23 protein-coding genes, 1 tRNA gene and 1 pseudogene are annotated in these 21,595 nt (G+C 61.6%); 18 read left to right on the plus strand and 7 right to left on the minus strand.

Translation table 11 applies throughout. From position 1 onward, the window contains the following. Together B3849_RS03155 and B3849_RS03160 are read left to right on the plus strand one after the other, a co-directional pair. A pseudogene (locus tag B3849_RS03155) lies at positions 1–513 on the plus strand (ornithine carbamoyltransferase); the annotation flags it as partial. Next, a complete protein-coding gene (locus B3849_RS03160) occupies positions 510–1,508 on the plus strand; it encodes a 2-dehydropantoate 2-reductase (RefSeq protein ID WP_278425794.1) in 999 nt (332 codons plus the stop codon). The pseudogene B3849_RS03155 and the gene B3849_RS03160, both read left to right, overlap by 4 nt. A gap of 25 nt (positions 1,509–1,533) precedes the next feature. Here the strand turns inward: B3849_RS03160 and B3849_RS03165 are convergent, their stop codons facing one another. Then, the gene (locus B3849_RS03165) at positions 1,534–3,015 is read right to left on the minus strand and encodes an inorganic phosphate transporter (protein ID WP_278425793.1); all 1,482 of its coding nucleotides are present in this window, start codon (positions 3,013–3,015) and stop codon (positions 1,534–1,536) included. Between the two features lie 87 nt (positions 3,016–3,102). After that, positions 3,103–3,561, minus strand: a complete 459-nt coding sequence (locus B3849_RS03170) for an NUDIX hydrolase (protein WP_005851707.1) — start codon at positions 3,559–3,561, stop codon at positions 3,103–3,105. A 153-nt stretch (positions 3,562–3,714) separates the two neighbouring features. Here B3849_RS03170 and gndA point away from each other — a divergent pair, with 153 nt between their 5' ends. Continuing rightward, on the plus strand, positions 3,715–5,142 hold the full coding sequence (gene gndA, locus B3849_RS03175; RefSeq protein WP_286779808.1) for an NADP-dependent phosphogluconate dehydrogenase: 1,428 nt from the start codon (positions 3,715–3,717) through the stop codon (positions 5,140–5,142). Positions 5,143–5,151: 9 nt separating this feature from the next. Here gndA and truA read toward each other — a convergent pair whose 3' ends face one another. Further along, positions 5,152–5,940 (minus strand): tRNA pseudouridine(38-40) synthase TruA, encoded by a 789-nt coding sequence (gene truA, locus B3849_RS03180; RefSeq protein ID WP_278425791.1) that lies wholly within the window; start codon positions 5,938–5,940, stop codon positions 5,152–5,154. A 92-nt stretch (positions 5,941–6,032) separates the two neighbouring features. Between truA and B3849_RS03185 the strand changes: the two genes are divergently transcribed. The 5 genes from B3849_RS03185 to B3849_RS03205 all read left to right on the plus strand — a co-directional run bounded on the left by B3849_RS03185 (position 6,033) and on the right by B3849_RS03205 (position 12,502). Beyond that, on the plus strand, positions 6,033–7,445 hold the full coding sequence (locus tag B3849_RS03185; RefSeq protein ID WP_037943366.1) for a YcjX family protein: 1,413 nt from the start codon (positions 6,033–6,035) through the stop codon (positions 7,443–7,445). Further along, positions 7,442–7,897 (plus strand): GNAT family N-acetyltransferase, encoded by a 456-nt coding sequence (locus B3849_RS03190; RefSeq protein WP_074635809.1) that lies wholly within the window; start codon positions 7,442–7,444, stop codon positions 7,895–7,897. Before B3849_RS03185 ends, B3849_RS03190 begins: the two co-directional genes overlap by 4 nt. Next, positions 7,897–8,898 carry a YcjF family protein gene (locus B3849_RS03195; RefSeq protein ID WP_278425790.1) on the plus strand — a complete coding sequence of 334 codons (1,002 nt, stop codon included), beginning with the start codon at positions 7,897–7,899 and terminating at the stop codon, positions 8,896–8,898. Before B3849_RS03190 ends, B3849_RS03195 begins: the two co-directional genes overlap by 1 nt. A gap of 196 nt (positions 8,899–9,094) precedes the next feature. Continuing rightward, complete coding sequence (ileS, locus tag B3849_RS03200) at positions 9,095–12,010, plus strand: isoleucine--tRNA ligase (protein ID WP_286779809.1); 2,916 nt, start codon at positions 9,095–9,097, stop codon at positions 12,008–12,010. 33 nt (positions 12,011–12,043) lie between these two features. Continuing rightward, positions 12,044–12,502 carry a methylated-DNA--[protein]-cysteine S-methyltransferase gene (locus tag B3849_RS03205; protein ID WP_074635804.1) on the plus strand — a complete coding sequence of 153 codons (459 nt, stop codon included), beginning with the start codon at positions 12,044–12,046 and terminating at the stop codon, positions 12,500–12,502. Positions 12,503–12,544: 42 nt separating this feature from the next. Here B3849_RS03205 and B3849_RS03210 read toward each other — a convergent pair whose 3' ends face one another. Then, positions 12,545–13,240: a CDP-alcohol phosphatidyltransferase family protein gene (locus B3849_RS03210; protein WP_278425787.1), complete on the minus strand. Its 696-nt coding sequence runs from the start codon at positions 13,238–13,240 to the stop codon at positions 12,545–12,547. A 188-nt stretch (positions 13,241–13,428) separates the two neighbouring features. On the opposite strand from B3849_RS03210, the gene rpmB reads away from it, so the two are divergent. The 3 genes from rpmB (at position 13,429) to B3849_RS03225 (ending at position 14,728) form a co-directional block, all read left to right on the plus strand. Then, positions 13,429–13,728, plus strand: a complete 300-nt coding sequence (gene rpmB / locus B3849_RS03215; protein ID WP_005851725.1) for a 50S ribosomal protein L28 — start codon at positions 13,429–13,431, stop codon at positions 13,726–13,728. Positions 13,729–13,827: 99 nt separating this feature from the next. Continuing rightward, the gene (locus B3849_RS03220; RefSeq protein WP_278425786.1) at positions 13,828–14,172 is read left to right on the plus strand and encodes a hypothetical protein; all 345 of its coding nucleotides are present in this window, start codon (positions 13,828–13,830) and stop codon (positions 14,170–14,172) included. A gap of 46 nt (positions 14,173–14,218) precedes the next feature. Beyond that, positions 14,219–14,728, plus strand: a complete 510-nt coding sequence (locus B3849_RS03225; RefSeq protein WP_278375979.1) for a copper chaperone PCu(A)C — start codon at positions 14,219–14,221, stop codon at positions 14,726–14,728. Positions 14,729–14,767: 39 nt separating this feature from the next. Here the strand turns inward: B3849_RS03225 and B3849_RS03230 are convergent, their stop codons facing one another. Continuing rightward, a complete protein-coding gene (locus B3849_RS03230) occupies positions 14,768–15,481 on the minus strand; it encodes an NAD-dependent deacylase (protein WP_278425785.1) in 714 nt (237 codons plus the stop codon). A gap of 58 nt (positions 15,482–15,539) precedes the next feature. After that, positions 15,540–16,505 (minus strand): LysR family transcriptional regulator, encoded by a 966-nt coding sequence (locus tag B3849_RS03235; RefSeq protein ID WP_278425784.1) that lies wholly within the window; start codon positions 16,503–16,505, stop codon positions 15,540–15,542. Between the two features lie 180 nt (positions 16,506–16,685). Between B3849_RS03235 and B3849_RS03240 the strand changes: the two genes are divergently transcribed. The 7 genes from B3849_RS03240 to B3849_RS03270 all read left to right on the plus strand — a co-directional run bounded on the left by B3849_RS03240 (position 16,686) and on the right by B3849_RS03270 (position 21,112). Beyond that, complete coding sequence (locus tag B3849_RS03240) at positions 16,686–17,567, plus strand: carbon-nitrogen hydrolase family protein (protein WP_278375982.1); 882 nt, start codon at positions 16,686–16,688, stop codon at positions 17,565–17,567. Between the two features lie 81 nt (positions 17,568–17,648). Then, on the plus strand, positions 17,649–17,867 hold the full coding sequence (infA, locus tag B3849_RS03245) for a translation initiation factor IF-1 (RefSeq protein ID WP_005851736.1): 219 nt from the start codon (positions 17,649–17,651) through the stop codon (positions 17,865–17,867). A 54-nt stretch (positions 17,868–17,921) separates the two neighbouring features. Then, a complete protein-coding gene (locus tag B3849_RS03250) occupies positions 17,922–18,500 on the plus strand; it encodes a Maf family protein (RefSeq protein ID WP_074635797.1) in 579 nt (192 codons plus the stop codon). After that, the gene (locus B3849_RS03255) at positions 18,497–19,519 is read left to right on the plus strand and encodes a ribonuclease E/G (RefSeq protein WP_278425783.1); all 1,023 of its coding nucleotides are present in this window, start codon (positions 18,497–18,499) and stop codon (positions 19,517–19,519) included. The genes B3849_RS03250 and B3849_RS03255 overlap by 4 nt, the downstream gene beginning before the upstream one ends. Beyond that, entirely contained in the window at positions 19,516–19,707 is a 192-nt protein-coding gene (locus B3849_RS03260) for a DNA gyrase inhibitor YacG (protein ID WP_005851742.1), read from the plus strand. Before B3849_RS03255 ends, B3849_RS03260 begins: the two co-directional genes overlap by 4 nt. A 102-nt stretch (positions 19,708–19,809) precedes the next feature. Continuing rightward, a tRNA-Phe gene (locus B3849_RS03265) sits at positions 19,810–19,884 on the plus strand. Between the two features lie 61 nt (positions 19,885–19,945). Beyond that, positions 19,946–21,112: a DUF6538 domain-containing protein gene (locus tag B3849_RS03270; protein ID WP_340237372.1), complete on the plus strand. Its 1,167-nt coding sequence runs from the start codon at positions 19,946–19,948 to the stop codon at positions 21,110–21,112. Positions 21,113–21,168: 56 nt separating this feature from the next. Here the strand turns inward: B3849_RS03270 and B3849_RS03275 are convergent, their stop codons facing one another. Continuing rightward, positions 21,169–21,471 carry a hypothetical protein gene (locus tag B3849_RS03275; RefSeq protein ID WP_286779810.1) on the minus strand — a complete coding sequence of 101 codons (303 nt, stop codon included), beginning with the start codon at positions 21,469–21,471 and terminating at the stop codon, positions 21,169–21,171. Between the last annotated feature and the right edge of the window lie 124 nt (positions 21,472–21,595).

Here is a 21,595-nt window from a genome sequence, read left to right on the forward strand (position 1 = left end):
CGCACCCACCCCTGCCAGATCATGGCCGATATCATGACCTTTGAAGAGCACAGCGGCCCGATCAAGGGCAAAAAGGTGGTCTGGTCCGGTGACGGCAACAACGTCTTCGCCAGCTTCGCGCATGCGGCCAAGGCGTTTGATTTCGAACTTGTGTTCACTGGCCCGCAGACACTGGACCCCGAGGCCGCGCTGAATGGCCTTTACACAACCGAGCGTGACCCGAACAAAGCGGTAGAGGGCGCGGATCTGGTCGTGACAGACACATGGGTGTCGATGCATGATCCGCAATCGGCGCGCGAACGTCGGCACAACCAGCTGCGCGGCTATCAGGTGAATGACGCGCTGATGGCCAAGGCAAAACCCGACGCGCTGTTTATGCACTGTTTGCCCGCGCACCGCGACGACGAGGTGACAAGCTCCGTTATGGACGGCCCAAGCTCGGTCATTTTTGACGAGGCTGAAAACCGGCTGCACGCGCAAAAGTCGGTCATGCGCTGGTGCTTGGGGAAATGAGCGACCGGCGGCCCATCGTTGTCGCGGGTGCGGGGGCGATCGGCTGCTTTGTGGGTGGCATGCTTGCCGCCCACGGTCGCGATGTCACGCTGTTGGTCCGCCCCCGCGTGGCAGAGCAGATCCGCAAGCATGGCCTACGGCTGACGGGTTTTGACGGGCTCGACCAACAGGTGCCTGCCGCAAGCTTGACCCTGTCTCAGGACCCTGCCTGTCTTGCCGAGGCGGGGATCGTGCTGGTCACGGTCAAGACCGACGACACCGCCGACATCGCACGGCTGGTGGCGCAGCACACGCCGGCGCTGTCGACCATTGTCAGCCTGCAAAACGGCCTCGACGCGGCCGAGATCCTGCGCGAGGCCTTGCCGCTGCATGATGTACGCGGGGGCATGGTGCCTTTCAACGTCGTCCCCCATGGCGACGGGCGGTATCACCGCGCGACCAGCGGGGATATCTTCGTCGAGACGGGCCGGATGCCACTGGCGGGCTATCTGTCGGTGCCGGGATTGCAGGTTACGGGGACGGGGGCGATCATCGGCGTTCAATGGGGCAAGCTGTTGCTGAACCTGAACAACGCGCTGAACGCCCTGTCAGGGCTGACCTTGCAGCAACAACTGCTTGACCGGCGCTGGCGGCGCGTGATGGCCGCCCAGATGGCCGAGGCGCTTGCCGTGCTGAAGGCTCATGGCATCCACCCTGCATCCTCTACGCCACTGCCCGCACAGTTGATCCCTTGGGTGCTGCGCCTGCCGACGTCGCTGTTCACGCGTGTCGCGGCCAAGATGCTGACGATTGACCCGATGGCGCGGACCTCGATGTCCTATGACCTGGAAGCGGGTAAACCGACCGAGATCGACGCGCTTCAGGGGCGGATCATCGCGATGGGGACGCAGGAAGGCGTCGCCACGCCGCTGTGTCAGCGGGTCTCTGATCTGGTGAAAGAGGCGCAGGCGCGCGGTCCGGGGTTGCCCGATATGGACCCCTCGGACCTTCGCTAGGCGGCAAGGCCATGCGCCACAGCGCTTAGTTGACCAGCGCGTTCAGCCCCAGAAAGATCATCGCTGACATGGTTGCTGCCGCAGGGACAGTGATGACCCAGGCCGCGACGATGGTCATGAAGTGCGACCGGCGCACGAGTTTTCGGCGGCGGCGTTCCTCTACAGCGATGCGTTTGACCTGACCGGCTTTGGCACCGGGGCGACGCAGGCGGCGCTCCATATGCCATTCGCGGTAGAAGCCTACGCCAAAAACGCCCCCCACAGCGATATGGGTAGAGCTGACGGGCAGGCCCAGCCACGAGGCGATGATCACGGTGATCGCCGCAGAGAGGGCGACACAATAGGCGCGCATCGGGTTCAGCTTGGTGATCTGGCTGCCCACCATGCGGATCAGTTTCGGCCCGAAAAGGAACAGCCCGAAGGAAATGCCGAAGGCCCCAATCACCATCACCCACATAGGGATAGAGACTTTGGCCTCGAACCCGCCGAACTCCGAGGCGTGGACAATCGCGGCAAGGGGCCCAACCGCGTTGGCGACATCATTGGCCCCATGGGCAAAGCTGAGCAGCGCTGCGGAAAAGACCAGCGGCAGGCCGAACAACACTTTGACGGATTTGTTGCGGTTTTCCATCCCGACCGACGCGCGGCGGATGACGGGGTAGGAAATGGCATAGGCCAAAGCGCCACAGGCCAAACCGATCAGCAGGGCAGAGCCCATGTTGATCTCGACGATCTTTTTAAGCCCCTTGAGCGCCAGATAGGTGGCAAAGACACCGGACATGACGCCAATCAGGATCGGCACCCAGCGACGCGAAGCTGCGATCTTGTCGTCTTGGTAAAGGATTTGCGACTTGATCAGCGCAAGGAACATCGCCGCGACAGCGCCGCCCAAGACGGGCGAGATGATCCAGCTAAGGGCGATCATACTCATCGAAGGCCAATTCACTGCCGCCATCCCCGCAGCCGCGATGCCGGCCCCCATAACGCCGCCCACGACCGAGTGTGTGGTCGATACCGGTGCGCCCACCCATGTGGCCAGATTGACCCACAGTGCCGACGAGATCAGCGCGGCCATCATCGCCCAGATGAACACTTGGGAATCCGCGACCGACGCGGGGTCGATGATCCCTTTCGAGATGGTCGATACCACGTCGCCGCCAGCCAGAAGGGCACCGGCACTTTCGCAAATGGCAGCGATGATGATCGCACCGCCCATGCTCAGCGCCTTGGCCCCGACGGCGGGGCCCATATTGTTGGCAACGTCATTAGCCCCGATGTTCACCGCCATATAGGCCCCGAAGGCCGCGGCGGCGATCACCACATAGTTGGACGGCTGCGCGCCAAAGAACAGACCGGCGACCAGCGCGGCCAATACGATGAAGGCAAGGGCAATGCCAAATCCGACCATAGGCCGCGCCACATAGGTCGCGGCCTGTTCCACCCGCGAGATGCGGTTCAGGTCAGAATCCAGTGTTTTCCACTGTTGGCCTTTGGGTCCGTCGGTCATTGCTGCCTCATTTTCTAAAACCATGCGCTCGTGGCACAGTGAAAACGGTTTCGCAAGGCCGCACGGGGGGCTATCGGGGCGTGGCGACTAGAGGTTCAGAAGGATTTCGCGCAAATCAGGCTCCGCCACCAGTTCGGCGGCTTCCTTCGGGGGCATCCAGCGGCGGGTGCGCATGTCAACCTCGGGGTATTCATCCTCGATGTGACGGACGCGGGTCAGGTAGACCTGTGCGATGACCGGCGTGGTCATCCCTTCGGACAGACCCTTGTCATAGTCATAATACCCGATCGGCTCGCTTTCGATATCGGCCTTGGACACGCCTGCCTCTTCCCATGCTTCGCGCAGGGCGGCACCGGCCCCGTCCAGCCCGTCAATCGGCCAGCCTTTCGGCACGATCCAACGGCCGGTGTCACGGCTGGTGATCATCAGGACTTCTTTACCTTCAGGAGTTTCACGGTAGCACAATGCGGCGACCTGAATACGTTTGGGGCGGCGCCAGATGGGGAGGATCATCCCCTCCCACGCGCGTTTGAGTTCATGTATCATAATTAAAACGTTAACCTGTAACTTCGTTGTTCTTGCTTTTATCCGGTCATCGTAGCTGAAAAAGAGACGAGAATCAATTTCACCCCCGCAAACCCTTGTGCAGCGGCGGTGTGCATCCCACTGTTTGATGGACCTTATAGGAGATTTAGCGCGATGGCCGCAGATTTAAAGACCGCAGATATTGGCGTTTATGGTCTGGGGACGATGGGCAGTGCACTGGCGCTTAATCTGGCCGAGCAGGGGTTCCGTGTGGCGGTCAGCAACCGAGAAGCCGATTGGATCGCGCCCTTTCTGGAAGAGGCCGGACCGCTGGCGGGTCAGCTCTCGGGGCGCGCGACGCTTGAGGATTTTGTCGACAGTATCGCGCAGCCGCGCAGCATCTTGTTCATGATCCCGTCGGGCGCACCGATGGATGCGATGATCGACGCGGTGATGCCGCTGCTGGATGAGGGCGACACTATCATTGATGGCGGCAACGCCGATTTCCACGACCCCCGCCGCCGCGCCGCCACCTTTGACGGTACGGGGCGGCATTTCGTCGGCATGGGCGTGTCGGGCGGCGAAGAGGGCGCGCGCCACGGCCCGTCGATGATGGTGGGTGGTACCGATCACAGCTGGACCCAGCTGCGCCCCATGCTCAGCGCGATTGCGGCCAAGTTTCAGGGTGCACCTTGCGTCGATCATCTGGGGCCGGACGGGGCGGGGCATTTCGTCAAGACCGTGCACAACGGGATCGAATATGCCGACATGCAGATGATCGCCGAAGTCTACGGGCTGCTGCGCGACGCCGGTGGGCAAACGGCACCGCAGATCGGGGCGCTGTTTGAAAGCTGGCAGAAAGGGCCGCTCAGCTCTTACCTGATCGAGGTGTCTGCCGCCGCGCTGCAAACCGTGGATGCCGAGAGCGGGACGCCAATGGTGGATCTGATCCTTGATAAGGCGGGTCAGAAAGGCACGGGCCGCTGGACCCTGATCGAGGCGCTGAAGCTTGGCCAGTCGGCCAGCTCGATCGAGGCGGCCGTCGGCGCCCGTGGCTGGTCCAGCGAGAAAGCCTTGCGGGTCGCGGCGGCGCCGCTGTTGCCGGATGCGGTGACCGGCGGCACGCTGCCAACCGAGGACGAGATGAAATCGGCCCTGCTGGCCGCGCGCATTCTGGGTCACGCGCAGGGGTTCCGCGTGCTGTCTGCCGCCTCTGACGAATTTGGCTGGCAGCTGGATATGGCCCGCATTGCAGAGATCTGGCGTGCGGGCTGTATCATCCGGTCAGCCTTGCTGGACGATCTGGCCGATGCGTTCCACGCAGGATTGCCCGAGGGGGCCTTGATCCTCGCCCCCGCCATCCGCGATATGTTGGGCGATCACCTTGCTGGCCTGCGCAAGACCGTCGCTGCCGGGGTGAGCCTGGGCGTGCCCATGCCCGCGCTAAGCGCGTCACTGGCGTGGTATGACAGCATCCGAACCGCACGCGGGTCCGCGAATTTGATCCAGGCGCAGCGCGATTTTTTCGGCGCGCATGGGTTTGAACGCGGCGATATCGCGGGGGCGCACCACGGGACGTGGAACGCGATCCGGCGCGACTAGGGCGCTGGTTTAACCGCGGCGCAGGGGCGAGTGCGCGAAAGGGTCTGTCTCGTAGGTGACATGCGACAGATACAGACCCTGCGGCGGGGCGACGGGGCCGCAGGCTTGACGGTCCCGCGCAGCGAGCATCTGTTTCACATCGTCGGGCGCGAATGATCCGGCCCCGACGCGTTCAAGCGTGCCCACGATGCTGCGCACCTGATTGTGCAGGAAAGACCGCGCGCGCACGTCGAACTGCACCTCGACACCGCCGCCGACGGGATGCTCTGTCATATCCACGCGGTCCAGCGTTTTGACCGGCGTTTGCGCCTGACAGATGGTCGAGCGGAAGGTGGTGAAATCATGCTCGCCGATCAGATGGGTCGCGGCCTCGCGCATGCGGTCGATGTCCAGCGGCTTCTTGACCTGCCAGACCAGCCCCGCCTGATGTGTCGCCGGAGGACGACGTACCAGCACACGAAACAGATACCGGCGTTCAAGCGCGGAAAAGCGGGCGTGAAAATCATCATCCACCGCGACGCAATCGACGATCGCAATGGGCAGTGGTTTCAGATGATAGTTGATCGCCTCGGACAGGCGGAACGGGGTCCAGTCACGTTCCATATCGCAATGGGCGACCTGCGCCAGCGCGTGGACACCGGCGTCGGTGCGCCCTGCGGCGGCGATGGTATGGGCGCGCGGTTCGATCTTGGCCAAAGCGTCTTCTATCGCGCCTTGGACCGACGCAAGGTCGATCTGGCGTTGCCAGCCGACAAAAGGTGCGCCGTGGTATTCGATTTTCAGGGCATAGCGTTGCATGGCGGGCGTTTACCCTGAGGGTGCCCATCTGGCAATCCCTGACCCGCGTGCCTATGTTAGAGCTTAACGACTGGTGAAGGCGGGCACGGGCTTTGGTACTCTCAAGAATTGCCGATGGCATTTGGCGGCAGGTGGAAAATGTGCAGGACGGGGTGTCCGAGACGTTTTTCGAACCTGTGATCCGTCTGGGCGTGACCGGTTTGGCGCGCTCCGGCAAGACCGTGTTTATCACCTCGCTTGTGGCGAACCTGCTGGATCGCGGGCGGATGCCGGGGCTGCTTGCTGCCTCCGAAGGGCGGATCGAGGCGGCGTTCTTGCAGCCGCAGCCCGACGATACCGTGCCGCGGTTCGAGTATGAAAACCACCTTGCCGCGCTGACGGGGCCCACGCCGCATTGGCCCGACAGCACCCGCGCCATATCGGAACTGCGCTTGTCCTTGCGGGTGCGGCCAAACGGCTTGCTTGCGGGGTTTCAGGGGCCGCGCACGGTGCATCTGGATATCGTGGACTACCCAGGCGAATGGCTGCTGGACCTGGCGCTGATGGATGTGGATTATGCCACGTGGTCGGCGCAGGTGCTGGCGCGGATCGCCAACCGCGAAGAGGCCGCGGGCTACCGCGCGCTGGTGGAGGCGACCGACCCCGAGGCGGCGTTGGACGAACCCGTGGCCCAAGCGCTGGCCGCCAGCTTTGCCGAGTATCTGCAAACGGCACGTGCGAATGGCTATTCCGACTGCACACCGGGGCGGTTCCTGCTGCCCGGTGATCTGGCCGGATCGCCGGTGCTGACCTTTGCGCCCCTGCCGGGCGGCGAGGGGCCGCGCGGGTCGCTGCTACGCGAGATGGCGCGGCGGTTCGAGGCGTATAAGCGGCAGGTGGTCAAACCGTTCTTTCGCGATCACTTTGCGCGGATCGACCGGCAGGTCGTGCTGGTGGATGCGCTTGGCGCGATCAATCAGGGCCCCCGTGCGGTCGAGGATCTGCGCGCTGCCATGAGCGATATCCTTGGCAGCTTCAAACCCGGACGCAATGGATTTCTGACGCAGCTTTTGCGCGGCAAACGGGTCGAGAAAATCCTCTTTGCCGCGACCAAGGCCGACCATTTGCACCACAGTCAGCACGCCAGCCTCACCGCGATTATGGAGGCGCTGACACGGGATGCCCGCGATCGCGCGCGCTTTGCGGGGGCTCAGACATCGGCTATGTCGCTGGCGTCTTTGCGTGCTACCACCGAAGCCACAATGACGCACAACGGCGAAACCCTGGAGGTCGTGCGCGGCAGCCTGCTGGATACCGGCAAAGAGGCCGCGTTCTATCCCGGTGAACTGCCCAAAGACCCGGCACATCTTCTAAGCCCGGCGCGGGCGGGGGCGGAAAAATGGCTGGATCAGGATTATCAGATCATGCGTTTCGCGCCTGCTCGGCTGAACCTGCGCCCCGGTGACGGGCCACCGCATATCCGTCTGGACCGCGCGGCGGAATTCCTGATCGGGGATCGTCTGTGACCGGTGATGATGTGACCATCGCACCCGCGCGGGTGCTCGATGCCGGTCGCCTGTCAGAGGTGATGGCCTGTGCCAATGCAGATCACGATTGGCTGCCTCAGGCCCACAGCCGCGCAGAAGAGATCGGCACCCTGGGTGACATGATCGACGTGGGCTGGGTGCAGGTGGCGCGGACCGACGGGCATGTTGTGGGCTTTCTGGCACGGCGTGCGGCCGAGATTCACGGGCTGTATCTGCACCCCAAGGCCCAAGGCAAAGGCATCGCGCAGCGTTTGCTGAACGGGGCCAAGGCGCAAAGCGATCGGCTCGCGCTGTGGAGTTTCGAGGCGAACCTGCGTGCGTCGCGGTTCTACCGTGCCGCGGGCTTTATAGAGGTGGCGCGCAGCGACGGGGCAGGCAATGATTTCGGGCTGCCCGATGTACGGTTTGAATGGATGAAAGGGGCGGCGTGATGGCCAAGGGTCCGGTGCTATTTGATCTTGAAGAAGACACAACCGCGCGGCCTTCGGTATCGGATGCGCCGCCGGTGCCCGACGTAGGTGCGCCCGCGCCGCAAGGGCAGGCGATGCAGATCGCGGCACGGCTGGCCGCGCGCAAGCCGTCAAAGCTGGTGCGCCTGTTCTGGTGGCTGCTGACCACGCTGGTCGGCGCGCTGGTGTCCATTGCCGCGTGGAACTTTATCATGGGGCTGCTGGCGAGCTATCCGCTGTTGGGGCTGGCGATGACGGTGCTTATTGGTGCGGTGCTGCTGGTACTGGTGTTGCTCTGTCTGCGCGAATTGGCGGCGTTTAGCCGTTTGGCGCGGCTTGACGGCTTGCATCACGATGTGGGCGAGGCGCTGGCGCAGAATGATCTGACTGCGGCGCGGGCTGTGACGGACCGGTTGGTCGGCCTGTATCAGGGCCGCGAGGATACCCGCTGGGGGCGCGACCGTCTGGCAGAGCTGCGCGGCGATCAGTTGGATGCGCAGACCTTGCTGGCCCTGACCGAGGCAGAGCTGTTGGGCCCTCTCGACATTGCTGCCAGCCGCGAGGTCGAGGCGGCGGCCCGTCAGGTCGCGACGGTGACGGCGCTGGTGCCCCTGGCGCTGGCCGATGTGGTCGCGGCGATGACCAGCAACCTGCGCATGATCCGTCGCGTGGCCGAGATATACGGCGGGCGCTCGGGCTTCTTTGGCTCGTGGCGTCTGACGCGGGTGGTGCTGTCGCATCTGGTGGCGACAGGGGCTGTGGCAGTGGGCGACGACATGCTGGAGCCGATCCTTGGCGGAACGATGCTGGCGAAACTGTCACGCCGCTTTGGCGAAGGGCTGGTGAACGGTGCGTTGACCGCCCGCGTTGGGGTCGCCGCGATGGAGGTTTGTCGCCCCATGCCGTTCTCTGAACCCCGCCGCCCCAAGGTGCGCAGCATCATCAAACGCGCGCTGTCGGGGCTGTTTTCCAAAGGCAGCTAGATGCCGGGGCGAGGGGGCTTGTCGGTCGATCTGCTGCGGCCTATAAGGCTGCATATGACCCGGAACTCCGCGATCATTATTCGAATTATTTTCCCGGCGCTCTGATTGACGAGACGCCGGGCAGAGGTGCTTGAGTTTTTCGCACCGCATCCGAACATTCACCATTCCGAAATACCGTTGCCAAAGGACGCCCGCCATGTGCGCCGACACCCCCGAAACGCTTGATTATAAATCCACGCTGAACCTGCCAAAAACCGATTTCCCGATGCGCGCGGGCCTGCCCAAACGCGAACCCGAATGGCTGGAGCGGTGGGAAAAGATCGGCGTCTATGACCGCCTGCGCGAAAAGAAGGGGCGCAAGCCCTTTACGCTGCACGACGGCCCCCCCTATGCGAATGGCAACCTGCATATCGGCCACGCGTTGAACAAGACGATCAAGGACATGATCGTGCGGTCGCACCAGATGATGGGCTTTGACGCGCGCTATATCCCCGGTTGGGATTGCCACGGTCTGCCCATCGAATGGAAGATCGAAGAGCAGTACCGCCAGAAGGGCCGCGACAAGGACGATGTGCCGATCAACGATTTCCGCGCCGAATGCCGCAAGTTCGCCGCCGGCTGGGTCGATGTGCAGCGTGACGAATTCAAACGTCTGGGCATCACCGGCAACTGGGCCGATCCCTATCTGACGATGGATTTCCACGCGGAACGTGTGATCGCCGAAGAGTTCATGAAGTTCCTGATGAACGGCACGCTCTATCAAGGCTCCAAACCCGTGATGTGGTCGCCGGTTGAAAAGACTGCGCTGGCCGAGGCCGAGGTCGAATACCACGACAAGGAAAGCTTTACGATCTGGGTGAAGTTCAAGGTTGTTGGCACGGATGACGCCAGCCTTGACGGCGCTCACGTCGTGATCTGGACCACGACGCCCTGGACCATGCCGTCCAACAAGGCCGTCGTCTATGGCGAGGATATCTCTTACGGTCTGTACGAAGTCACCGGCCGCCCCGAGGAATCCTGGGTCACCATCGGTGATCGCTATCTGCTGTCGGACAGCATGGCGATGGATGTGTTCGGGCGTGCGCGTCTGGATGACACCATGGTGCGCCGTTTGCGGGATGTGACGCAGGACGAGCTGGCAAAGATCAAGCTGCAGCACCCGCTGGCGGGGGCCGAAGGCAGCAATGGCGAATGGGAAGATCTGCGCGACTTCCGCGCCGCTGATTTCGTGACCGACACCGAAGGCACGGGCTTTGTCCATTGTGCGCCGTCGCATGGTCTTGAGGAATATGAACTTTACCGCGGTCTGGGGATGCTGGATCAGGTGATCACCTATAACGTGGTCGAAGACGGGTCTTTCCGCGCCGATCTGCCGTTCTTTGGCGGCAAGAAGATCCTCAAACCCAACGGCAAGGAAGGCGACGCCAACACGGCCGTTATCAACAAGCTGGTCGAGGTCGGCGGGCTGCTGGCGCGCGGCAAGATCAAGCACAGCTATCCGCATTCCTGGCGCTCCAAGGCTCCGGTCATCTACCGCAACACGCCGCAGTGGTTCGCCGCGATCGACCGGCCCGTTGGTGACGGGCAGGACACATTCGGCAAGACCATCCGTGAACGCGCCCTGACCGAGATCGACAACGTCAACTGGGTGCCCAAAAAGGGCCGCAACCGTCTGCACTCGATGATGGAAGCACGCCCCGACTGGGTGCTGTCGCGTCAACGGGCCTGGGGTGTGCCGCTGACCTGCTTTACCAAGAATGGCGCGCTGCCAACGGATGAAGACTTCTTGCTGCGTAACCCAGAGGTCAACCAGCGCATTGTCGAGGCGTTCGAGGCTGACGGTGCGGATATCTGGTACGAAGATGGCGCGAAAGAGCGGTTCCTTGGCGGCATCGTGAACCCCGACGACTATACCCAAGTATTCGACATTCTGGACGTGTGGTTCGATTCCGGTTCGACCCATGCCTTCGTTCTGCGCGACCGCGAGGATGGCTCGGAAGGCGGTATCGCAGACGTATATATGGAAGGCACCGACCAACACCGGGGTTGGTTCCATTCGTCGCTGCTGCAATCCGTGGGCACCACGGGCCGCGCGCCTTATCGTAACGTGGTGACGCATGGGTTCACGCTGGATGAGAAGGGCATGAAGATGTCCAAATCCATCGGCAACACCATCGTTCCCGAAAAAGTCGTGCAGCAATATGGCGCGGATATCCTGCGTCTGTGGGTGGCGCAGACCGATTATACCGCGGACCAGCGGATCGGGCCGGAAATCCTGAAAGGCACCGCCGACAGCTACCGCCGTCTGCGCAACACCATGCGCTATATGCTGGGCGCGCTGTCGGACTTTACCGATGCCGACCGGACAGAGCTTGCAGATATGCCAGAGCTTGAACGCTGGGTGCTGCACCGTGTGGCAGAGCTGGATCAGATCGTGCGCGAAGGCTATGCGCGCTACGACTTCCAAGGCGTGTTCCAGGCGGTGTTCACCTTTGCCACAGTTGATCTGTCCGCGTTCTATTTCGACGTGCGTAAGGATGCGCTGTATTGCGACGGCGACACGCTGCGCCGCCGTGCTGCGCGCACGGTGCTGGATATCCTGTTCCACCGTCTGACGACATGGCTGGCCCCTGTGCTGGTGTTCACCATGGAAGAAGTCTGGCTTGAACGGTTCCCCGGCGACGAAAGCTCGGTTCACCTGACGGATATCCCTGAAACGCCCAAGGCGTGGCTGGATGCCGATCTGGCGGCGAAATGGGCCAAGGTGCGTGCCGCGCGGCGGGTTGTGACCTCGGCTTTGGAAGTGCAGCGGGTCGAGAAGGTCATCGGGGCCTCGCTTGAAGCCGCACCTATGGTGTTTGTTGCCGATGACGCTCAGCGAGCGGCGCTTGAAAGCGTTGCGTTCGAAGACGTGTGCATCACCTCGCAGATCGCCATCACCGGCGATGACGCCCCGGCAGAGGCGTTCCGTTTGCCAGAGACCGACGGCGTTGCCGTGGTGTTCGAGAAAGCTTCGGGCGAGAAATGCGCACGCTGCTGGAAAGTACTGCCGGATGTCGGCACCCATGATCACGCGGGCGTCTGCGCCCGGTGTGACGAGGCTGTGTCCTAAGATGACGCCGCGCCGCTTGATCCGGAAACTCGGGTGAAGCGGCGCAGCATCCCCACGCGCTTTGGCACCTTGGTCGTGACCGAGGATGCGGGCGCGATTACCCACCTGCATTGGGGGCAGGATACCCTACACCAAGACAAAAGCGCGCTGCTGGATGAGGCCGAGGCGCAGCTGCGTGCCTATGATGCGGGGCGGCTGACACAGTTCACTCTGCCACTGCGCATTGGCGGAAGTGCCACGTTGCAAGCGGTCTGCGCCGAGATGTCGGCGATCCCCTTTGGCGATACAGTGACCTACGGTGACATCGCGACCAAACTGGCGATCCCGGCGCAAGTGGTGGGGCAGGCCTGCGGGCAGAATCCTGTCCCGGTCATTGTGCCGTGCCACCGTGTGATGGGGGCCAAGGGGCTGACCGGATACTCGGGTGCTGGCGGGGTAGAGACCAAGGTCGCCCTGCTACGCCACGAAGGGGCGGCGGGACTGCTTATCTAGTTTAGAGGTTTCGTGCCGCTGCCTTGGCCCTGCGCGCCTCTATCAGGCGTTGCGGTCGTAAAGATACTGCTGCGCGACACCGGCAAACATCAGATAGACGCTGGTGATGATCAGGCCCCAATGGGCCCAGCTTTGCGGGTGAAAATCGACCCACGCGGCCCAGCCGGCAAAGAACGTCCAGCCCAATGCCATGGGCAGGGTGACCATGCGCCAACGCTCTGTCCGGACGGGATGCACGAATTTCAGCGGGGCGAACATGGTAACGGCCAAGACCGTGACAAGCACCAGCGACACCCACCATGGCGGCGACAGGGCAAAGAGCACCAGCACCAGCATGTTCCAGCATCCGGGGAAGCCCCAGAAGGAGTTATCCTTGGTTTTCATGCGTGTGTCGCAGAAATACATGGCGCTGGCGAAGGTGACGATGATGATCATGACCCAACCGCTCCACCCGTCCATGAGGCCGGAATGGAATAGCGCAAAGGCCGGAATAAACACATAGGTGAGATAATCGATGATCAGATCAAGCAGCACGCCGTCGAATTCCGGCGCGTTGGTCTTTACGTCGTATTTACGCGCCAGCGGTCCGTCGATCCCGTCGACAAAGAAGGCGACAACCAGCCAGAGAAACATCATATCCCAGCGTTCGTCGGCGGCAGCAAGCATGGCCAGCATGGCGAAAATCGCACCCGTCGCAGTGAACAGATGGACAAGAAGGGCACGGGAATGAATATTCATATGCGACAGATGACAAATCTTTTCGACGGATGCAAAAGGAAAAGCGTGTGTTGCCGCGCAGGCTTGGGTTGACCCCGCTCGCGATTCCGCCTAAAGCCAGCAAACCAATTTCAGGGTTTGCCGTAGCGCGGCCCATATGGGTATTGCACCGGATCGCCGGAAATGCCCCGCAGCAAAAGGATAGACCCATGTCGCGCGTTTGCGAATTGACCGGAAAAGGCCCGATGACGGGCAACAACGTAAGCCACGCCAAGAACCGTACACGTCGTCGGTTCTTGCCAAACCTGAACGATGTCACCCTGCAGTCCGAAGCACTGGGCCGCGGTTTCAAGTTCCGCATCTCGGCAGCTGCTTTGCGCACTGTTGACCACCGCGGTGGCTTGGACAAGTTCATGGCGAAGGCAAAGGACACTGAACTGTCCGTCAACGCGTTGAAAGTTAAGAAAGCAATTGCAAAGTCCAGCGCCACAGCCGAAGCGCTGTCGTAAGACTTTCCAATCGTTACGATGTTGTAGCCCTGGCCTTTGGCCGGGGCTGCGTCGTTTTGGGCTGGTGCTTTTTCAAGCGCTTCGTCTAGGGTGCGGCCCATGATCCTGCGTTCCCTTTCAGCTTTGGTTCTGGCGTTGATGCTGGCCCTCACGGGTCAAAGCATGGCGGTCGCGCGTGGGGCCTCTGCGGCGACGGGGCAGATGGTGTTGTGCACCGGTGCGGGCCCTGTGGCGATTTATGTGGATGTGCAGGGCAAGCCGACCTCGGCCCCGCATATCTGCCCCGATTCGGCGCTTAACGTTGCAATGGCAGGCACGGTGGTTCTGGCGGCCGCACCGATGCGGATCGTGACCTTTGTCGCGCCGGCGGTGCATGTCCTGACTGCCGATGTGCCACGACGTAAAACGCGCCACGACCCAAGGGCCCCGCCTGTCGCTGTCTGACCCACACCCTTCACAGACACTTTGAATATGACGACAGGATATACCAATGACACCTGCTTTGCTGACCCGCGCTGTCTGCGCATTGTTTCTTTTTTCCGCCCCTCTCGCTGCCGAAGGCATCATGGTGGATGACGCCTACATCCGCAGCTCGACCGCGAAATCCACCTCCGGTGCGGCGTTTATGGTGGTGATGAACCACTCTGGCGCGGATGACCGTTTGATCGGGGCGTCCTCTGACGTGGCCGACAAGGTCGAATTGCATTCCCACACCTCTGACGACAATGGCGTCATGCGGATGGGCGAGATCGAAGGCGGCGTGGCCATTGCGGCGGATGAAATGCACGCCTTTAAACGTGGCGGCGACCACCTGATGTTCATGGGCCTGAAAGGCCCGCTGGAGCAGGGCGCGATGGTGCCCGTCACACTTGAGTTCGAAAAGGCCGGTGCGGTCGAGATCGAGGTGATGGTCGATCAGGATCGCAAGCCGAACCACGGCAAGATGAAGCATGACCACGGTGATATGGATCACACCGGTCACGAGATGCCAAAAGACTGAGCCCTTTCGCCCCCATGAATGGTAGCGGCCCGATCTGTGCTAAAGCGCGGGCCGCTGCTGGGGTGGGGTGGCCAAGAGTTGCTCCACCCAATCGGTGACCACACGTGTCGCCGGACCGGTGCGGTGTTCGGCGAACTGGTTCCCCACGGCAGAACGTTCGAGGTTCAGCTCTACCGTATGGGCCCCATTGCGCCGCGCCTCTGCCACGAAACCGGCGGCGGGGTAGACGTTGCCAGAGGTGCCGATGGCTGCAAAGATATCGGCCTCGGCCAGATGGTCAAAAATCTCGTCCATGTCATAGGGCATTTCGCCGAACCAAACGATGTCGGGCCGCGCGGCTGGGGCATTGCAGGCGGGGCAGGGATCACCGACAGCCATGACCATAGGTGCGGACCAACGGTGGTCGCAGGCAGCGCAGAGCGCCGAATTCAGCGCGCCGTGCATATGGATCACCCGCGCGCCGCCCTGTTCGTGCAGATCATCGACATTCTGCGTCACAATCACCACCTGTCCGGCATAATTCGCCTGCAGTCTGGCCAGCGCTTGATGCGCGGCGTTCGGCGATACCTCTGCCGCCTGTTTGCGGCGACCGTTATAGAAATCGACCACCAGTTGCGGGTCGCGGGCAAAGCCTTCGGGAGTGGCGACGTCCTCGACCCGGTGCTGCGCCCAAAGCCCGTCTTCGGCGCGGAAGGTATCAATGCCGCTTTCCGCAGAAATGCCCGCGCCGGTCAGAATGACGATCTTGCTCATGTCAGCCCCTTTGTTTTACGCGCCAAGTGAACCAGCCGCGCAGCTTTTGCGCAAGCGGTCAGCCCTCTAACGCCTCGAAGCTGGAAGAAAGCCACGGCAACTGCGCCACCGTTGGCGCGATCATGTGGGTCCGAAGCAGTTGCCGCATCGTGTCGGCAATATTCTGGGGCACCGGCCCCGTCCAGTCTGCCCCCGCAAACAGCGAGATCTGTCGCGTTAATCCGGGCGTGGGGAGCGGGTGTACCGCTAGCTGCCGGTGAAACCGCTCTGCGCGGCAATAGCCGAAGGGCGTCGTGATGGCCCAGCCGATACCCCGTGCCACCATCGCCATCAGGGCGAGATGGCTGCCGATCTCGAATTGCGAAGGCAGGGTGATATTGCTGCGCGTCAGGTGGTTGGTGATCTGGTCGGCGATCAACTGGTCTGCCGCGTATTTAACAAAGGGCAGGGCGGATCGCCCCGTCATCAGCGCAGCGCTGTCGCCGTCAAAGCTGGCCGGGGTGACGATCACAAAGGGATCGCGGGCCAGCGGAATCTCGATCAGCCCGCTTTTTGCATCCCCACTGGTGGCCGCAATGGCGACATGAAGCGATTTGTCCTGCACCGACTGGATCAGCCCCTTGCTGCCGTCGGTCACCATGCGAAAGCGACAGCCTGCCATACTATCGGCCAGTAGGGTCGCCAGACGCGGCGTGACATCGTTGTCAAAGTCGTCGATCACGCCAAGGCTCAGGTCGCTGAGATTGGCAAGATCCATGACCGTCAGCTCGGATTGCGCGAGCCGGATATGGGTCAGCGCCGCGCCACTGTGCCGCAGAAAGCTTTCGCCCGCCGCGGTCAGACGCATGGGGCGTGTGCTATGGTCGATCAGGGCGGTGCCCATGGCTGCTTCTAGGTTGCTGATCTGCTGGCTCACGGCGGGTTGGCTTAACCCTGTCAGCGCGGCGGCCTGTGCGACCGAACCACGGCTGGCCAAAGCCTCGAATACCTCTATACCGCGCAGGGTGATGCCCTTTTTGATCATGGTGCTCGCCCCCTTCGTTCTTTCCAATTTTGTGAAGCATGCCCGATAAATTGGCAAGCTTGTCGCGGATCATGCGCCCATAGTTTCACAAAAGTGAAATGAGCCCTGGGGTGGGGTGGTGGTACTTGAAGCTTGGCCGCGCGCGGCGCACCATAAGGGAAATCACGCACCGGAGGCCTCATGAAAATCGCAACCGCCGCATACCCGCTGGATGTCCTGACCAGCTGGGCGCAATATGAAGACAAGCTTGCAGGCTGGGTCGCAACGGCGGCCGCCAGCGGGGCAGAGCTGTTGGTTTTCCCCGAATACGGCGCGATGGAGCTTGCGACGCTCGCTGGCCTTGACGTGGCGGGCAATCTTGAGGCGTCGCTGTTTGCGGTCTCTGACCGGTTGGCGGATGCGGATGCGGCGCATCAAAAGCTGGCGGCGGAATATGGTGTGCATATCGTTGCGGCATCGGGGCCCGCGGTGACGCCTGCCGCCGCTCGTCCGGTGAACCGCGCACGTCTGATCACCCCTTCAGGTCAAGTCGGGGTGCAGGACAAGCAGATCATGACCCGATTCGAACGTGAGGTCTGGGGCGTGGTCGGCGGGGAGCCTCTGCGCATCTTCGAGACCACATTGGGCAAGATCAGCATCCTCATCTGCTATGACAGCGAGTTTCCCCTGCTGGGCCGTGCTCTTGCCGATTGCGATATCATCGCCGTGCCGAGCGTGACCGAGGCGCTGGCAGGCTACTGGCGTGTCCGCATCGGATCCATGGCGCGGGCACTGGAAAATCAATGCGTTACGGCCATGTCATCCTGCATCGGCCCTGCGGATTGGTCAGAGGCGCTTGGCACATCTTACGGGGCGGGCGGCATCTTCTGCCCGCCGGATGTGGGCTTTCCATCCACCGGAGTCCTTGCCGCCGCCGAGATCAACGTGCCCGGCTGGACCTTCGCCGAGGTCGATATCACCCAGATCAGCCGCGTGCGTGCGGACGGGGTGGTTTTGAACCGAAACCACTGGGAGGATCAGTTCGGGCGTGACGCAACGGCCATAAACGTGCCTTTGATGTGAATACCCCTTGAAAAAAGGGAAAATTGCGCCCATTTAAGCCTGCGTCCTGAAATTGCAGGGCAAAGTGTTCAAGGAGAGACCATGGCCAAGGAAGACACGCTCGAATTCCCCGGTATCGTGAAAGAACTTCTGCCGAACGCGACGTTCCGGGTCGAGCTTGAAAACGGCCATGAGATCATCGCACATACGGCAGGAAAGATGCGCAAGAACCGCATCCGTGTTCTGGCTGGCGATAAGGTACAGGTGGAAATGACCCCCTATGATCTGAGCAAAGGCCGGATCAATTACCGCTTTAAATAATACGCTTTTCCGAGAATCACCTAGTGGTTTTCGGGCAGCGATCTAGGATCGCATATGAGTTTTATCCTCGGATCAGGAAGTCCGCGCCGCAAGGAATTGCTGGCGCAAATCGGCGTTGTGCCTGACGATATTCGCGCGCCCGATATCGATGAAACCCCCCATACCGCCGAACTGCCGCGCCCCTATTGTGCGCGTATGGCCCGTGAAAAAGCCGCCGCCGTGCAGGCGGGGGCCGATGATATCGTGCTGTGTGCCGATACCACCGTCGCAGTGGGGCGGCGAATCCTGGGCAAGCCTGCGGATGAAGCAGAGACGATCCGTTTCCTGCGCCTCATGTCGGGGCGTCGCCACAAGGTCATCACGGCCGTCGCGGTCAAGCGCGGCGACAAGCTGTGGCAGCGCGATGTGGTCAGCACCGTCCGCATGAAACGACTGTCAGACGCCGAGATCACGGCCTATCTGGCAACCGGTGACTGGCAGGGCAAAGCCGGCGGCTATGGTATTCAGGGCCCGGCAGGAGCCCTTATCCCGTGGATCAGCGGATCATTCACCGGCATTGTCGGCCTGCCACTGGCCGAAACCGCAAACCTGCTGCGTGCTGCAGGATATGTTTTCGCAGGAGAGACCTCATGAAGGGCCGTACGATCGTTCTGGACCATTTTGGCGACATCGAAGCCGCCGCGCTGATCGTGGACGGCAAGCTGGATGACCTTCTGATCGACAGCGACGGCCCGCGCCCCGGCACGATCTACCGCGCCATCGCGGATCGTCCGGTCAAGGGGCAGGGGGGGATGTTTTTGAAAACGCCCGACGGCTCTGCGTTTCTGCGCCAGATCAAGGGGCTCGCACCGGGGCAACCCATTCTCGTGCAGGTCTCCGGCTATGCTGAACCCGGCAAGGCCGTTCCCGTCACCCAGAAGCTGCTGTTCAAAAGCCGCTATGTTATCGTGACGCCGGGCGCACCCGGCACCAATATCTCGCGCAGTATCCGCGACGAGGAAGAACGCGACCGGCTGCTCGAAATTGCGCATGAAGCGTCCGACGGGGCCGCACATGGCCTGATTCTCCGGTCCTCTTGCGCTGGCGCGGATGCCGATGACATCGCCGATGATATCGACGCGATGCTGGCGCTGGCGGACAAGGTATTGGACGACCCATCCACCGACATGGAGGTCCTGTCCGAAGGCGATGGTCCGCATATTCTGGCTTGGCGCGACTGGGTCGAGCCCGCCGACGTCGTGACCGACCCCGGTGGTTTTGAAACCCATGGCGTGTTGGACACTGTCGACAGCCTCTCGCAGCCGCGTGTCGCGCTTGACGGCGGTGCCTTTCTGTTTGTGGAGCCCACCCGTGCGTTGGTGGCCGTTGATGTGAACACCGGTGCGGACGTGTCCCTTGCTGCCGGGATCAAAGCGAATATGGCCTGTGCCCGCGCCTTGCCCCGTGCTCTGCGTCTGCGCGGGTTGGGCGGGCAGATCACGCTTGACCTTGCACCCATGCCCAAAAAAGATCGCCGCCCGTTCGAGACCGCGTTGCGCCAGGCCTTCCGCGCCGATGACGTGGAAACGACGCTGGTCGGCTGGACCCCTTTGGGCCACTACGAACTGCAACGCAAACGCGCCCGTATGCCTTTGGCTGAGGTTCTGAAGTGACCTGCCCGATCTGCGACCGTGAAAGCTCTCCCAAGTATCGCCCCTTCTGTTCCGGGCGCTGCGCTGACGTGGATCTGGCCAAGTGGCTGAACGGCAGCTACGCGACCCCCAGCCGCGACCCCGAGGATATCGAGGCCGCAATCGAAGCCACCGAGGCCGCTTTGAACGCCCCCGACAAGCCGCATTAGAACTTTCCGAAAAAACCTTTGCCAAACATGGCAAAACCCTCTGGACACCCCCGCCGCAAACTCCTAGAACCCGCACACCCGACCACTACGGTGGTCTCCGGTGCCCGGGTAGCTCAGGGGTAGAGCAGTGGATTGAAAATCCTCGTGTCGGTGGTTCGATTCCGCCCCTGGGCACCACTTTTTGTCATAACATGCTGATATCCCTCGGTTTCTTTGAGAAACTGCGCGGGCGTAGGACATGGTGTATGACAATTTGGTGCCTTTCTCGTTCACAAAGAACGGCATCTTCTATTTCGAGAGACGTGTCCCAACGGACCTCTTGAGGCATTACGACACACGGAAAATTTCATATTCTTTGAGAACGAGGTCTGCGCAGGTCGCTACAACTCGGGCTAGGCGGGCGGCTGACCAACTCGACGAATACTGGTACTACCTCCGTTGCAAGGATGCGGAGCTGCCCGGTAAGCACCGCTTGCGGATGACCTCGAGTTCCGCCCAGGCAGCGCCAGAGGTGGCGATAGGCGACGCTGTGCTTCTATCTGAGGCCGTGTCTATCTATCTTAAACAAAAGGGTCATGGGCGTCCTGTGACCTTTCACAGGGCTGCGGAGCGTTCCTGTGGGTACGTGATCGATGTCGCGGGAGATAAAGACCTTCGCGGCTATACGAAGAAGGACGCCAATGCCTTCCGGGATGCGCTGATCAAGCGCGGGCTGTCGGGGAGCAGTATCACCCGCATCTTCGGCACCGTCCGGTCCGTCACTAACTTCGCAGCAAGCGAGGCAGGGGTGTCGTTCAACAACCCTTTCAGCGGGGTATACTTCGACCGTCAGGCTGGGGTGCAAGAGCGTGAGCCGCTAGTGGGAGAAGTAATCGACACTGTGCAGGCGGAGTGCGTTTCACTGGACGACGACTTGCGTTGGCTTGTGGCGTTGGTTTCTGACACAGGTATGCGCTTAGCTGAAGCGACAGGGCTAGCTTTGACCGATCTGGTGGTGGAAGGTGACTGTAAGAAAGTCATCATCCGAGAGCACCCCTGGAGACGCCTCAAAACGGCTGGTAGTTCCCGGGAAATCCCCCTTGTCGGTAAAGCGCTATGGGCCGCTCAGCGTATCCACTTTCACGCAGCGGGCCAAGTTCACGCCTTCCCAAGGTACAACAGAGGCCAGCTAACGAATGCTAACTCAGCCAGCGCCGCACTAAATAAGTGGTTGAAGCCGATGGTGCCGACTGGGTGTACCATGCATAGTTTCCGCCACTCACTAAGAGACCGTCTCCGCGCCGTTGAGTGCCCTTCAGACATCGTAGATCAGCTCGGGGGGTGGCAAACTGATGGCGTTGGACATGCCTACGGAAGGGGTTACCCCCTTGAGGTTCTTGCGAAATGGATGCGGAAATTGGTGTGAGGGGCAGTGTGGGTCGCTATGATTTAGCCGCCCCTCGTGTGCCTGTTTGTTGGCGCTTATGCTATTGGACCGGATGTGATCCCTGCTAGCTGAGTGCCAGGAACGTCGTATATTAATCTGTCCAAAATAACCTCAACGCACAGGCTGGGCTGCAACACGCCTGTAGCTGTATCGTGAAGCTCGGTCTGGATCAGTTGGTCCAATGGTTGGGCGTATCGCCTGTCTTCGCTCTCGCCGTGCTCAGCAATCGTCTTGGCTCTGAGTTCCTCCAAGGCATTCTTGGCGGCTTGAAACAGAGTGTCGAGGTTTTGTACCTCGTAATCCAGCGTGATGCTGACTTTCTTAACGGTATCGGTCAACAGGTTGCTCCTTCATAAGGCGAGCAAGGTTGGTACGGACGCACCATGTCCTACGCCCGCGCAGTTTCTCAAAGAAACCGAGGGATATCAGCATGTTATGACAAAAAGTGGTGCCCAGGGGCGG

The organism is Sulfitobacter sp. UBA4523 (assembly GCF_002388305.1).
GTDB classification, from domain to species: Bacteria; Pseudomonadota; Alphaproteobacteria; order Rhodobacterales; family Rhodobacteraceae; genus Sulfitobacter; species Sulfitobacter pontiacus.

What these genes read in the sequence shown, in the direction of transcription:
- B3849_RS03160 (WP_278425794.1), top strand. Translation starts at nt 510, where the DNA reads ATGAGCGACCGGCGGCCCATCGTTGTCGCGGGTGCGGGGGCGATCGGC.
- B3849_RS03165 (WP_278425793.1), bottom strand. Translation starts at nt 3,015, where the DNA reads ATGACCGACGGACCCAAAGGCCAACAGTGGAAAACACTGGATTCTGAC.
- B3849_RS03170 (WP_005851707.1), bottom strand. Translation starts at nt 3,561, where the DNA reads ATGATACATGAACTCAAACGCGCGTGGGAGGGGATGATCCTCCCCATC.
- gndA (WP_286779808.1), top strand. Translation starts at nt 3,715, where the DNA reads ATGGCCGCAGATTTAAAGACCGCAGATATTGGCGTTTATGGTCTGGGG.
- truA (WP_278425791.1), bottom strand. Translation starts at nt 5,940, where the DNA reads ATGCAACGCTATGCCCTGAAAATCGAATACCACGGCGCACCTTTTGTC.
- B3849_RS03195 (WP_278425790.1), top strand. Translation starts at nt 7,897, where the DNA reads ATGGCCAAGGGTCCGGTGCTATTTGATCTTGAAGAAGACACAACCGCG.
- ileS (WP_286779809.1), top strand. Translation starts at nt 9,095, where the DNA reads ATGTGCGCCGACACCCCCGAAACGCTTGATTATAAATCCACGCTGAAC.
- B3849_RS03210 (WP_278425787.1), bottom strand. Translation starts at nt 13,240, where the DNA reads ATGAATATTCATTCCCGTGCCCTTCTTGTCCATCTGTTCACTGCGACG.
- rpmB (WP_005851725.1), top strand. Translation starts at nt 13,429, where the DNA reads ATGTCGCGCGTTTGCGAATTGACCGGAAAAGGCCCGATGACGGGCAAC.
- B3849_RS03220 (WP_278425786.1), top strand. Translation starts at nt 13,828, where the DNA reads ATGATCCTGCGTTCCCTTTCAGCTTTGGTTCTGGCGTTGATGCTGGCC.
- B3849_RS03225 (WP_278375979.1), top strand. Translation starts at nt 14,219, where the DNA reads ATGACACCTGCTTTGCTGACCCGCGCTGTCTGCGCATTGTTTCTTTTT.
- B3849_RS03230 (WP_278425785.1), bottom strand. Translation starts at nt 15,481, where the DNA reads ATGAGCAAGATCGTCATTCTGACCGGCGCGGGCATTTCTGCGGAAAGC.
- B3849_RS03235 (WP_278425784.1), bottom strand. Translation starts at nt 16,505, where the DNA reads ATGATCAAAAAGGGCATCACCCTGCGCGGTATAGAGGTATTCGAGGCT.
- B3849_RS03240 (WP_278375982.1), top strand. Translation starts at nt 16,686, where the DNA reads ATGAAAATCGCAACCGCCGCATACCCGCTGGATGTCCTGACCAGCTGG.
- infA (WP_005851736.1), top strand. Translation starts at nt 17,649, where the DNA reads ATGGCCAAGGAAGACACGCTCGAATTCCCCGGTATCGTGAAAGAACTT.
- B3849_RS03250 (WP_074635797.1), top strand. Translation starts at nt 17,922, where the DNA reads ATGAGTTTTATCCTCGGATCAGGAAGTCCGCGCCGCAAGGAATTGCTG.
- B3849_RS03255 (WP_278425783.1), top strand. Translation starts at nt 18,497, where the DNA reads ATGAAGGGCCGTACGATCGTTCTGGACCATTTTGGCGACATCGAAGCC.
- B3849_RS03270 (WP_340237372.1), top strand. Translation starts at nt 19,946, where the DNA reads ATGGTGTATGACAATTTGGTGCCTTTCTCGTTCACAAAGAACGGCATC.